This window comes from Hydrogenophaga sp. FW305-3-2-15-A-LB1 (genome assembly GCF_058787875.1).
In genome coordinates this window covers 26,868-38,922 of record NZ_JBYTAE010000007.1, presented here as the reverse complement: position 1 = coordinate 38,922, position 12,055 = coordinate 26,868, and the positions used below count along the sequence as shown (strand labels likewise).

At 68.1% G+C, this 12,055-nt stretch carries 12 protein-coding genes; 4 read left to right on the top strand and 8 right to left on the bottom strand.

Features of this window, described 5'->3' with window-relative positions:
* Position 1: 1 nt before the first annotated feature.
* The 7 genes from AC3WPZ_RS03420 to AC3WPZ_RS03390 all read right to left on the bottom strand — a co-directional run bounded on the left by AC3WPZ_RS03420 (position 2) and on the right by AC3WPZ_RS03390 (position 6,497).
* Positions 2-373, bottom strand: a complete 372-nt coding sequence (locus AC3WPZ_RS03420) for a hypothetical protein (RefSeq protein ID WP_492438151.1) — start codon at positions 371-373, stop codon at positions 2-4.
* On the bottom strand, positions 370-1,893 hold the full coding sequence (locus tag AC3WPZ_RS03415; protein WP_492438149.1) for a class I adenylate-forming enzyme family protein: 1,524 nt from the start codon (positions 1,891-1,893) through the stop codon (positions 370-372). Before AC3WPZ_RS03415 ends, AC3WPZ_RS03420 begins: the two co-directional genes overlap by 4 nt.
* Positions 1,894-1,900: 7 nt before the next feature.
* Positions 1,901-2,617, bottom strand: a complete 717-nt coding sequence (locus AC3WPZ_RS03410) for an ABC transporter ATP-binding protein (RefSeq protein WP_382159517.1) — start codon at positions 2,615-2,617, stop codon at positions 1,901-1,903.
* On the bottom strand, positions 2,610-3,383 hold the full coding sequence (locus tag AC3WPZ_RS03405; protein ID WP_492438147.1) for an ABC transporter ATP-binding protein: 774 nt from the start codon (positions 3,381-3,383) through the stop codon (positions 2,610-2,612). Before AC3WPZ_RS03405 ends, AC3WPZ_RS03410 begins: the two co-directional genes overlap by 8 nt.
* Positions 3,380-4,357, bottom strand: coding sequence for a branched-chain amino acid ABC transporter permease (locus AC3WPZ_RS03400; protein ID WP_492438145.1), 978 nt, complete (start codon positions 4,355-4,357; stop codon positions 3,380-3,382). Before AC3WPZ_RS03400 ends, AC3WPZ_RS03405 begins: the two co-directional genes overlap by 4 nt.
* Entirely contained in the window at positions 4,354-5,211 is an 858-nt protein-coding gene (locus tag AC3WPZ_RS03395; protein WP_382323769.1) for a branched-chain amino acid ABC transporter permease, read from the bottom strand. The genes AC3WPZ_RS03400 and AC3WPZ_RS03395 overlap by 4 nt, the downstream gene beginning before the upstream one ends.
* 122 nt (positions 5,212-5,333) lie before the next feature.
* A complete protein-coding gene (locus AC3WPZ_RS03390; RefSeq protein WP_492438143.1) occupies positions 5,334-6,497 on the bottom strand; it encodes an ABC transporter substrate-binding protein in 1,164 nt (387 codons plus the stop codon).
* A 240-nt stretch (positions 6,498-6,737) separates the two neighbouring features.
* Here AC3WPZ_RS03390 and AC3WPZ_RS03385 point away from each other — a divergent pair, with 240 nt between their 5' ends.
* Both AC3WPZ_RS03385 and AC3WPZ_RS03380 read left to right on the top strand, forming a co-directional pair.
* Positions 6,738-8,177: a circularly permuted type 2 ATP-grasp protein gene (locus AC3WPZ_RS03385; RefSeq protein ID WP_382159502.1), complete on the top strand. Its 1,440-nt coding sequence runs from the start codon at positions 6,738-6,740 to the stop codon at positions 8,175-8,177.
* A gap of 10 nt (positions 8,178-8,187) precedes the next feature.
* Positions 8,188-9,147 (top strand): alpha-E domain-containing protein, encoded by a 960-nt coding sequence (locus AC3WPZ_RS03380; RefSeq protein ID WP_382159499.1) that lies wholly within the window; start codon positions 8,188-8,190, stop codon positions 9,145-9,147.
* Here the strand turns inward: AC3WPZ_RS03380 and AC3WPZ_RS03375 are convergent.
* Entirely contained in the window at positions 9,116-9,994 is an 879-nt protein-coding gene (locus AC3WPZ_RS03375; RefSeq protein WP_492438140.1) for a LysR family transcriptional regulator, read from the bottom strand. The genes AC3WPZ_RS03380 and AC3WPZ_RS03375 overlap by 32 nt on opposite strands.
* Before the next feature lie 67 nt (positions 9,995-10,061).
* Between AC3WPZ_RS03375 and AC3WPZ_RS03370 the strand changes: the two genes are divergently transcribed.
* Together AC3WPZ_RS03370 and AC3WPZ_RS03365 are read left to right on the top strand one after the other, a co-directional pair.
* Complete coding sequence (locus AC3WPZ_RS03370) at positions 10,062-11,018, top strand: DMT family transporter (protein WP_444688165.1); 957 nt, start codon at positions 10,062-10,064, stop codon at positions 11,016-11,018.
* A gap of 153 nt (positions 11,019-11,171) precedes the next feature.
* Positions 11,172-12,032, top strand: a complete 861-nt coding sequence (locus tag AC3WPZ_RS03365; protein WP_444688164.1) for a hypothetical protein — start codon at positions 11,172-11,174, stop codon at positions 12,030-12,032.
* The last annotated feature ends 23 nt before the right edge of the window (positions 12,033-12,055 follow it).

Genomic DNA, 12,055 nt, shown 5'->3' with positions numbered 1-12,055 from the left:
GTCATTCGCTCCTGGGCGCGCACAGGCGCAAGACGGCGTGGATCAGCAGCCAGTTCTGCACGCAGGCGCGCAGGTCGCCTTCGACGCTGAGGCGGTGCTGGCGCACCAGGCGGTTGAAGGGGAAGCCGCTGGCCAGGGCCTGCAGGGCCGATTCGTCGCCCACGAAAGTGAAGGGCGCCTCGCCGGCCTGGCCCGCTTCGATGGTGTCCGGCGTCACCGCGATCCAGGCGCGCTGGCCCGTCTCGCTGTGGCGAAAACCGATTCTCAGATGGGCCAGCGTGCGGTGGCGCGCGACGAAACCGTCCGCCTGCGCGCGCCGGGCCAGGGCCGGTAGGTAGCCTTCGTCCAACAGGCTGGAAGGGGCCGTTGTCATGCGTCGAATCCTTGTCTCAACTTGAACTTCTGGACCTTGCCGGACGAGGAGTGCGGCAGGCTGTCCACCAGAAAAATCCGCTTGGGCACCTTGAAGCCCGAAAGGCTTTCGCGGCAGTGCGTGCGCAGCGCCTCGGTGTCCGGCTGGCGACCTTCGATCGGCACCACGGCGGCCACCAGTTCTTCGCCCCAGCGTTCGTGCGGCACGCCGAAGGCGGCGGCCTCGCGCACATCGGGGTGGCCGACCAGGCAATTCTCCACTTCCTGCGCCGCCACGTTCTCGCCCCCGGTCTTGATCATGTCCTTGCTGCGGCCCATGAAGTAGGCGAAGCCTTCGTCGTCGAAGCGGAAGAGGTCGCCGGTGTGCAGCCAGCCGTCGGCGTCCAGCGTGGCGGCGGTCAGCTCGGGCTGGTTCCAGTAGCCCTTGAAGACGGTGGGCCCCTTCACCTGCAGCTCGCCGGGGCCGCGCTGGTCCGCCAGCACCTGGCCGGTCTCGTCCACCAGGCGGTGCGCCACGTGGCGCCAGAGGTAGCCGATGGAGCCCGGGTGGTCCAGGATCTCGTGCGTGTAGCGGTTCTTGATGGTGGTGACGCAGCTCTCCGTCATGCCGAAGCCCCAGCCGAACTCGGCGTTGGGAAACACCTGGCGGATCAGCTCCTGGCGCCATTCGCCCAGCGGCGCCGCGGCAGTCTGCACGTAGCGCACCGAGGGCAGGCGCAGCTGCGCGAAGCCCGGGTGGTCGGTCAGGCCGACCCACATCGCCGAGAGCAGGAACACGTGCGTGGGCAGGTTCTGCTGCAAGGCCTCCACCACGCTTTGCGCATCGAAGCGCGGCACCAGGTGCAGGCTGCCGCCGGCGTACAGGATGGGGCCGTTGATGACGCCGAAGCCGCCGATGTGGAACAGCGGCGTGGCCATGAGCGAGCGCGACTGCGCGTCGATGCCGAGTTCCATGATGTAGTTCATCGCGTTCCACACCAAGTTGCCATGGGTCAGCATCGCGCCCTTGGGCGTGGAGGTGGTGCCCGAGGTGTACATGATGATCGCGACGTCGCCGTCCTCGACGCAGCCGGTGCGCCAGGCCACCGGGTCGGCGGTGGCCGGCACGTCGGCCAGGTCGCTGGCCAGGTGGTCGAGGCAGACCGGCAGCTGGTCCGGCGCGAGGTGCCGCGGCAGCTCCGCGACGAGGGGCGAGAACTCCGCGTCGTGCACCAACACGCGGGGCGTGCAGTCGCTGATGAGAAACGCCAGCTCGGCGGCGCTGTAGCGCGTGTTCACCGGCACCAGGCTGAAGCCGCCCACGGCGGTGGCGTGCATCAGCGCGAGGTAGTCGATGGCGTTGTGCATGAGCACGGCGACGCGGTCGCCCCGGCGCACGCCCAGGCCTTGCAGGTGGGCGGTCAGCGCCCGGGCGCGGGCACAGAGGGCGGCGAAGTCCATGGCCGTGTGGCTGTCCGACAGCGCCGTGCTGCGCGGGCTGCGCAGCGCATGGAACATGGCCGTTTGGTAGATGTTGGGCATGGGGCAATCAGGCGGGGGCGTGGCCACCGAGGTAGGCGGCGGTGACGTGGGGGTTGTTCATGATCTCGTCGCTCGGGCCGTCGAGCACCAGCCGGCCGGTCTCCAGCACCAGCGCATGCTGCGAGAGCTTGAGCGCCAGGCGGGCGTTCTGCTCCACCAGCACGATGGTGGTGCCGTCCTGGCTGATGCGGCGGATCGCGCGGGCGACTTCGAGCGTGACGTTGGGCGCCAGGCCGAGCGAAGGCTCGTCCAGCAGCAGCAGGCGCGGGCGCGACATCAGCGCGCGGCCGATGGCGCACATCTGCTGCTCGCCGCCCGAGAGGTGCCGGCCCTGGCTGTGCTGCCGCTCGGCCAGGCGGGGAAAGTAGCCGTAGACCTTTTGAATGTCCTCGCGGATCGCCTGCCGGTCGCGCCGCAGGTAGGCGCCCATCAGCAGGTTCTCGTAGGTGCTCAGCTCGGGGAACAGGCGCCGGCCCTCGGGCGAGAGCGCCAGGCCCTTCGCGATGCGCTGGTCGGTGGGCAGCGCGGTGATGTCCTGGCCGTCCAGGTGGAAGCTGCCGGCCTGCAGCGGCACCAGGCCGCACAGCGCCTTCATCAGGGTGGACTTGCCCGCGCCGTTGGCGCCGACGATGGCGCACACGCTGCCGGGGCGCACGGAGAACGACACGTCGCGCAGGGCCGCGATCGGCCCGTAGGCGACGGAGATGTTTCTGGCTTCAAGCATTTTCGAGATCCGCGCCCAGGTAGGCGTCAATGACTTGCGGGTTGTCGCGCACGGTGGCCGCCGGGCCGCTGGCCAGCAGGCGGCCGTTGACCAGCACGACCAGGTGGGAGCACAGGCGCATCACCATGTTCATGTCGTGCTCCACCAGCACGATGGACACGCCCGCGCTGTGGTGCACGCGCTCGATCAGCGCGCTCATGGCATCGGTTTCCACCGCGTTGAGGCCGGCCGCCGGCTCGTCCATCAGCAGCATCGAGGGCTGCGTGGTCAGCGCCATGCCCACGCCCAGGATCTTCTGCTGGCCGTAGGCGAGCGCGCCGGCGTCGTCGCCGGCGAGGCTTTCCATGCCGATCATGGTCAGGGCCTGTTCGGCCTGCGCCAGCGCCTGGCGCCGCCCCTGGCGCACCGTGGCCGGTCGCACCAGCGACCAGGGCGAGGGCAGTTGGCGAAACAGCGCCGCGCGGTACAGGTTGTCCAGCACGCTCAGACCCGGAAACACGTGGGTCATCTGGAACGTGCGGCCCAGGCCCTTGCGCGCGATGGCGGGGGCGGACAGGCGCTCGATGTGCTCGCCCCGGAACACCACCTCGCCCGCGCTGGCGCGCGTGGTGCCGGTGATGAGGTTGAACATCGTGGTCTTGCCCGCGCCGTTGGGGCCGATCAGCCCGGTGATGCCGTCCCCGCCGGCCTCGAACGACACGCCGTCCACCGCGCGGATGCCGCCGAAGGCGCGCGACAGGTTCCTGACTTGAAGCACCGCGCTCATGGCTGGGCCTTTCCGGCGCGCAGGCGCCCGATCCATGTGGCCCACAGGCCCGCCAGGCCTTTGGGCATGAAGCACAGCAGGGCCATCAGCACGATGCCGTAGATGAAGCGCTGGTACTGCTGCAGGTCGCGCAGCAGCTCGGGCAGCGGGATCAGCAGGAAGCCGCCCACCACCACGCCCGCGAGGGCGCCCACGCCGCCGAGCACGTTGATGATCACCGCGTTCACGGCGGTCCAGAAGCCGAACGAGTCGGGCGAGATGTAGCCCTGGTAGTGCGCGAACAGGCTGCCGGCCCAGCCGGCCATGGCCGCGCTGAGCACGAACACGGCGATGCGAAAGCGCAGCGCCTCGAAGCCGCTGGCGGTGACCAGGGCTTCGTCCTGGTGCAGCGAGGCGGTGATCACGCCGAGCTCGCGCCGGTACATGGCCTGCAGCGAGAAGTAGCTCGCCAGGGCCAGCGTGGTGGCCAGCAGGTAGCTGCCGTAGCGGTCCAGCGTGTGGCCGAGCAGCTGGGCCGGCGGGATCTGGCCGAAGCCGTTGTTGCCACCGAAGATGTCCACGAACTCGACGAAGCACAGCACCACCACCTCGCCGAAGGCAAAGGTCAACAAGGCGAAGTGCACGCCCTTGATGCGCATGAAGAGCGGCGCGGTCACCAGGGCGATCAGCGCCGAGGCCAGGCCCGCCAGCACGAAGGCGGTGACGAAGCCCAGGCCGGCGTCGCGGGTGAGGATGGCCGACACGTAGGCGCCGATGCCGAACAGCGCGCCGTGCGCGAGCGAGAGTTGCCCGATGCGCAGCATCAGGTTCATGCTCATGGCCAGCGTGGCGTACAGCGCCACCATGACGCCGACGTGCAGCGCGAAGCGCGATTCGCCCAGCGCCAGCGGCCAGGCCAGCAAGGCGGCGGCCACCAGCAGTTCGGCCACGCGCACGCCCACGGGGCGGCGCACCAGGGTGAGGTCGTTTCTCATCGGGATCTCCCCATCAGGCCGGCCGGGCGCACGGTCAACACCGCCATGACGATGAGGAACGAGAGCATCGTGGCGACGGTCGAGTTGTAGAAGGTGGAGGCGATCGCCTCGGTGAAGCTCAGGATCAGCGCCGCGATGACGGCACCGGGCAGACTGCCCAGGCCGCCGAGCACGACGATGATGAAGGCCTTCACCACCACGAGTTCACCCATGTGCGGGTGGATGGTGTAGACCGGTGCCATGAGGGCGCCCGCCAGGCCCGCCAGCAGGCAGCTGAGCGCGAAGGTGAGCGCCGTCATGCGCCAGGAGCGCACGCCCTGCAGGCGCGCGACCTCGCTGTCCTGCGCCACGGCGCGGATGGTGATGCCCACCCGCGTCTTCTCGATCAGCACGTAGAACGCGGCCAGGGCGAGCAGGGTGACGCCCACCACGTACAGCTGGTCCAGCGCGAGAAACACCGAGCCGATCTGCAGCGCGCCTTCCACCGGGCGCGCGACCGACAGGTCGTCGACCGTGAACACCAGCGAAATCGCCGCCTGCAGCGTGATGGCCAGGGCGAGCGACATGATCATGCCGCCCATCTCGTCGCCGGTGAAACGCCGGAACAGCACGCGCTCCAGCACGAAACCGGCCAGGCCGACGAGCAGGGCGCCGGCGATCAGCGCCGAGCCGTACGGCCAGCCGAGCAGGCCGTAGAGCACGTACATGGCGTAGGCGCCGAGCATGTAGAACTCGCCGTGGGCGAAGTTCACGACGCGCATGATGCCGAACACCAGCGTGAAGCCCAGCGCGATGAGCGCGTAGACGAACGCCGACATCAGCGCAATGATGGATATCTGTATCGCGATTTGCATGAGAAGAGCGGGCTCGAGGCCCGCGGCTGGCGCCGCAGGCGGGCGCGTTCAGCAGGGAAGAAGGAGGGGCTCGCGCCCCGGCGGCGGCGCCCCGCGGGGGCGGTTGTGCGGGGCGCGCGGGCTCAGCGGGCGTCGAACTTGGTGACGACCTTGCCCTTGCCGTTTTCGATCACGCCCAGGTAGGCTGGCGTGGCGATCTGGTGGTCGATGCCGTAGGTGTCCTTGCCACCCCAGACGATCTTGCCCTGGATGCCGTCGTACGACTTGGTGGCTTCGATGGCCTTCACCACGGCGTCGGTGTCGGTGGTGGTGCCCGCCTTCTGGATCGCGCCGAACAGCAGCTTGGCCGCGTCGTAGAAGTAGAAGGCGAAGTCGTCCATGGCGTTGGGGTGGTACTTCGCGTAGGCCTTGCTCAGCTTGGCGTAGGCGTCGCTGGCCGGATCGGCCGAGAAATACACCAGGGTGCCTTCGGCGTTGTCCGCACCAGCGGACTTCACGGTTTCGGCCACGTTGTTGCCGCCGAACTTGGTGAACGGGCCCTTGTAGCCCATTTCGCGGGCCTGGCGGATGACCAGGCCGGCCTGGGCCGGCGGCACCACGTCGAGCTCGATCAGGTCGACGCGCTTGGCCAGGATGCCCGCCAGGATGGTGCGGAAGTCGTTCTGCGAGCGCTCGAAGAACTTGGCGTCGGCGATCTCGTAGCCCGCGGCTTCATAGGCCTTCTTCTTGCCCTTCTGCGTGCTCCAGCCAGTGGCGTCGTTGGGCGAGATCACGGCCACGCGCTTGATCGCGGGGCGGTTCTGCTTGAGCCAGCCGATCAGCTGCGCGTCGTATTCGTTGGTGGTGGGCAGCACGCGGAACATGTAGCGCGTCTCGGCGTTCAGGGCCTCGGTGGTGTAGGTGTTGGAGAGCAGCACCACCTTGCTCTTTTCGGTGATCGGCTTGATCGCCAGCAGGGAGGCCGAGCCGATCGGGCCGATGATGAACTGCACCTTGTCCTGGTCGATCAGGCGGTTCACCGCCGTCACGGCGTCGGCCGCCTTGTAGTGGTCGTCGTAGGACACGATCTCCACCTTGTAGGTCTTGCCCGCCACCTTCAGGCCGCCGCTGGCGTTGATCTCCTCGGTGGCCACGCGCACACCGCCGTCGATGGCCAGGCCCCACGGCGCGCCCGGGCCGGTCATGCCGCCCAGCACACCGATCTTCAGCGTTTCCTGCGCGTGGCTGGCAGCGGCCAGGGCGGCGATGCCCAGACCCAGAACGGCCTTCTTGATGAACCCACTCATGCTTATCGTCTCCAGGTAATGGTCCGTACAGACCGAGTTAATTGAACGAACAATTGAATTTATGGTCCGTACAATACAGGATCGTCGGCGGGCGCGCAAGCACCCCGCCGGCACCGGCGGGAAGGGTTGGGGTCTTGCGCCGGCTCCGGGAAGACACTGAGGGGATTTCGCGCGGCGGGGCGGCGAGGCGGCCAAAACCTGGCCCAGTCCTTGCTATGCTGTGCTCAGGAGAAAAAGCCCATGAGCAGACCGATGTTTGACGAAATGAACGCCTCGCCCAGCGAGGTCCGGGCCCACTATCAGAACTACGCGCGCTGGCTGGCCCAACAGCCTGAAGACGTGATGGCGGCCCGGCGCGAAGAGGCCGAAATGATCTTCCGCCGCGTGGGCATCACCTTCGCGGTGTACGGCGCCAAGGACGAGGACGGCTCCGGCACCGAGCGCCTCATCCCCTTCGACCTCATCCCGCGCATCATTCCCGCCCACGAATGGCGCAGCATGGAGGAGGGCCTGGTGCAGCGCGTGACCGCGCTCAACCGCTTCATCCACGACGTTTACCACGGCCAGGAAATCATCAAGGCCGGCATCGTGCCGGCCGACCAGATCTTCCAGAACGCTCAGTTCCGCCCCGAGATGATGGGCGTGGACGTGCCGCACCAGATCTACTCGCACATCTCGGGCATCGACATCGTGCGCGCCCCGAATGCCGAGGGCGTGGGCGAGTACTACGTGCTCGAAGACAACCTGCGCGTGCCCAGCGGCGTGAGCTACATGCTCGAAGACCGCAAGATGATGATGCGGCTGTTCCCCGAACTCTTCGGCGAGAACCGCGTGGCCCCGGTCGCCCATTACCCCGACCTGCTGCTGGAAACCCTGCGCGCCAGCAGCCCGGCCACCACGGCCGAGCCCACGGTGGTGGTGCTCACCCCCGGCATGTACAACAGCGCGTACTTCGAGCACGCCTTCCTCGCGCAGCAGATGGGCATCGAGCTGGTCGAGGGGCAGGACCTGTTCGTCAAGGACAACTTCGTCTACATGCGCACCACGCGCGGCCCCAAGCGCGTGGACGTGATCTACCGCCGCGTGGACGACGACTTCCTCGACCCCTCGGTGTTCCGCCCCACCTCCACGCTGGGCTGCGAAGGCCTGCTGGGCGTGTACCGCAGCGGCAACGTCGCCATCTGCAACGCCGTGGGCACCGGCGTGGCGGACGACAAGTCCATCTATCCCTACGTGCCCAAGATGATCGAGTTCTACCTCGGGCAGAAACCCATCCTCAACAACGTGCCCACCTTCATGGGGCGCGAGCCCGAGGACCTCAAGTACATGATGGCCAACATGAAGGACCTCGTGGTGAAAGAGGTGCACGGCGCGGGCGGCTACGGCATGCTGGTCGGGCCGGCCTCGACCAAGGCCGAGATCGAGGACTTCCGCAAGGCCGTGGCTGCCAACCCGGGCGGCTACATCGCGCAGCCCACGCTCTCGCTCTCCACTTGCCCCACCTATGTGCAGAGCGGTGTGGCGCCGCGCCACATCGACCTGCGCCCCTTCGTGCTCAGCGGCAAGGAAGTGCAGATGGTGCCCGGCGGCCTCACCCGCGTGGCGCTCAAGGAGGGCTCGCTGGTCGTCAACTCCTCGCAGGGCGGCGGCACCAAGGACACCTGGATTCTTGAAGACTGAGGGACACACCATGCTTTCGCGCACCGCCGACCACCTTTTCTGGATGTCCCGCTACACCGAGCGCGCGGAGAACACCGCCCGCATGCTGGACGTGAACTACCAGACCTCGCTGCTGCCGCAGTCCGCCGCCGTGGCGCAGGTGGGCTGGGAAGGGCTGCTCGCCATCAGCGAGCTGCTGCACCCCTACACGCAGAAGTACGGCAAGGAAATCACGCCACGCAACGTGCTCGACTTCATGGTGCGCGACGAGTCCAACCCGTCGAGCATCTACACCTGTCTGAAGGCCGCGCGCGAGAACGCGCGGGCCGTGCGCGGAGCCCTCACCACCGAATTCTGGGAAACGCAGAACCAGACCTGGCTGGAACTCACGCGCATGCTCAAGGGCAAGAACTTCGAGCGCGACCCGGGTGAATTCTTCGAGTGGGTCAAGTTCCGCTCGCACCTCTCGCGCGGTGTGGCCATCGGCACCATGCTGCAGGACGAGGCCTTCCACTTCTACCGCATGGGCACCTTCCTGGAGCGCGCGGACAACACCGCCCGCCTGCTGGACGTGAAGTTCCACGCGGTGCACAGCGACTTCTTCGGCGCCGCCAGCGAGCTCGATCAGGAGTACGACTTCTACCACTGGAGCGCCATCCTGCGCAGCGTGAGCGGCTTCGAGGTCTACCGCAAGGTGTACCGCGATGTGATCACGCCCGAGCGCGTGGCCGAGCTGCTGATCCTGCGCGCCGACATGCCACGCAGCCTGGCCGCCAGCCTCAACGAGGTGGTGAACAACCTCAGCGTGGTGTCCAACGACCACAGCGGCGAAACCTTGCGCCGCGCGGGCAAGCTCAAGGCCGACCTGCAGTACGCCCGCATCGACGAGATCCTCTCCACCGGCCTGCACGCCTTCCTCACGCAGTTCCTGGACCGCGTGAACGAGCTGGGTGGGCGCATCAGCCAGGACTTCTTGGTGCCTTCGCACTGAGCGTCTGCACCATCTGCTCGAACAGCGCGTCCACCGCGGGCAGGTGGCGCGAGGCCTGGCTGCGGTAGAGCGCCACGTCCATGAAGTCCAGGGCCGGCAGGCCCTGTTTTTCGCCCAGGATGGCCAGGTGGGCCGGCGCGCTGCAGCGCGTGAGCACCGCCAGGGCGAGCCCACTTTCCACCGCCGCGAGCTGACCGGCCAGGCTGGAGCTGTTGTAGACCACGCGGTAGGCGCGCCGTTGCGCGTGGAGCGCGGCGATCACCGCGCGCCTCGCCTGGCTGGTGGCTTCGTAGACCGCGATCGGCAGGGGGTCGCGGCGCCACACCTCGAACTGCGGCGCGCCCACCCACACCAGCGGTTCCTGGAACAGCAGCGTGCCGCGCGTGGACTTGTCGCGCGAAATCAGCGCCAGATCGATCTCGCCGCGCTGCACCTTGGGAATGAGCGAGGTGGACTGTTCGCAGTCCAGCTCGATTTCCACGCCCGCGTGCCGCGCGGCGTAGCTGCGCAGCACGGGTGAGAGGTAGCTCACGGCGTAGTCGTCGGGCACGCCCAGGCGCACGCGGCCGCTGAGCACCGGCCCATGCAGGGCCTCCAGCGTTTCGGCGTGCAGGGCCAGCATGCGCCGCGCGTAACCCAGCAACTCGGTGCCGGTGGGCGTGAGTTCGAGGTGGCGCGGGCCGCGCAGCAGCACGGCGCGGCCCACCGCGTCTTCCAGCTTGCGGATCTGCATGCTCACCGCCGGCTGGGAGCGGTGCACCAGCGGCGCGGCGGCCGAAAGCGATCCGCCGTCCACCACGGCCACGAAGGCGCGCAGCCAGTCCAGTTGCAGGTCGGTGTGGGTCATGGCGGTTGGCTCAAATATTCGATTGTCGAATGCATTGGATTCTATTTATCCGCTGTACAGATGGGGCATGCCCGCCGACCATCGGCGCATGAACTCCACGGCTTCCCTGTCCACGTCCCTCGGCGCCCACCCTCACGCCGCCGCGCGCGAACGCTCGGGCATGTGGCTCATGGTGGCGGGCGGCCTCATGCTCGGCACGCTGGGCATCTTTCTCGAAGAGGCCGGCCAGAGCCCGCTCACGGCGGTGTGGTTCCGCTGCGCCTTCGGTCTGCTCACGCTCACCGCCTGGTTCGCCGTCACCCGGCGCTGGCGGGAACTCAGGCTCAGCGGTGCAGCGCGCCTGGCGGCAGTGAGCGCGGGCGTGCTCGCGGTGGTCAACTGGATCCTGTTCTTCGAGGCCATCGAGCGCACCTCCATCGGCGTGGCCACCGTGGTAGTGCACGTGCAGCCCTTTCTGGTGATGGCGTTCGGGGCCTTGTGGTGGAAGGAGCGCATCACGCGCGCGCAAGGCATCGCCACCTTCGCCTGCCTGATCGGCCTGGCGCTGGCCTCGGGCTGGGTCGACGGCGCGCTCACGGGCGCGGGCTGGTCGTCCAGCTACCTCTGGGGCATCGGCCTGGCGCTGCTCAACTCGGTGGGCTATGCCGCCCTCACGCTGATCGCCAACCGGGCGCGCGGCGTCACGCCACTGGCCCTGGCCTGGTGGCAGTGCGCCGTGGGCGCGGTGGTGCTGGTGTGGTGGCCCTTCGTGCACGGCTGGCCGCCGGCGGGGCCGGCCTGGGCCTGGCTCGCGGGGCTGGGCGCCATCCACACCGGCCTGGCCTACGTGGTGCTGTACGCCGGCGTGGCGCGCCTCAGCGCCGGGCGCGTGGCCGTGCTGCAGTTCGTCTACCCGGCCTCGGCCGTGGCGGTGGAATGGGCCGTGTACGGCCGGGCCCTGAGCCCCAGCCAGCTGGCTGGCGTGCTCATGATGCTGGTGGCCCTGGTGGTGGTGGGCACGCAACGGGCGGCGCGCCAGGCCTGAACCGTTGCGCGGAAAACCGCGCCATCGACTGCAAAAGTCACGCTCGCCACCGGCCCCCTGTCAGGCAAAAGGCCAAAAACGCCTATCCTGACTGTCAGGCCGGTCCAGGCCTTATCTCCCCGGGCCGGCCGTGATGCCAACGACGGAGGATGAATGGCCAGCGATCTGGATACGGTGAGGGTGCTTCGCGCCCTGTTCAACGACATGCCCAAGGCACCCCAGGGGCTCTCCCACGAGGAGACCATGGCCTGGGTGCAGCGGTCGATGGCCGACTTCGAGGGTGGCGACATGGCCTACATGATCGAACACATCACGCGAAGCTCCATGCTCGACATCGTGCTGCGCCTGCGCGAGGACGGTTACCTCAAGAACGACGCCGCCTTCACCGAGACCGTGGACCTGATCTCCACGCCCGACGGCCGCAAGACCTTCATGGACCGCTGCATCCAGGCGCAGAAGAGCGCCGATGCCACCTCGCGCCTCATCCACCGCGCCAAGCGTTCGTGGTCCGATCCCTTGCCCCTGTTCAGCTCGGACCCCGGCATGCTGGAGCGTTTCGTGCGTGGCGAACTCTCAGGCCCCGGCCCGCTGTTCGCCGAGTACAAGGCACGCGAAGACGTGCAGGAGATCGGCGTGTTCGCGCAGGCGCCCGACGGCATCCACGAGTTTTCCTGGGGCTTCGTGGTGGAAGACCAGGGCGCCTGGATCTTTTACATCGCCGATGTCTGGCGCAAAGGCACCGTCGGCAGCTTCGACCGTTTCCTCAGCGCCTGGCAGCAGTCCACCAGCGCCGCGTCCACCGAAAAACTGCCGCCGGTGCCCATGGGCCTGCTCATGGAAGACGGCATCAACACCTTCAGCAGCATGACGCTGCAGGCCGCCGGCCCCATGAGCAACCCGGCCCTGCGACGCTGGGTGGGTGAGGTGTTCATCGACCGCATGCTGCCCACCATGGCCGCGCGCGTGGTGGATGCGCAGTACGACTTTCCGCTGGTGGGCGCGCACGCGCACTGAAGCGCGCGCACTGGTTGGCGAAG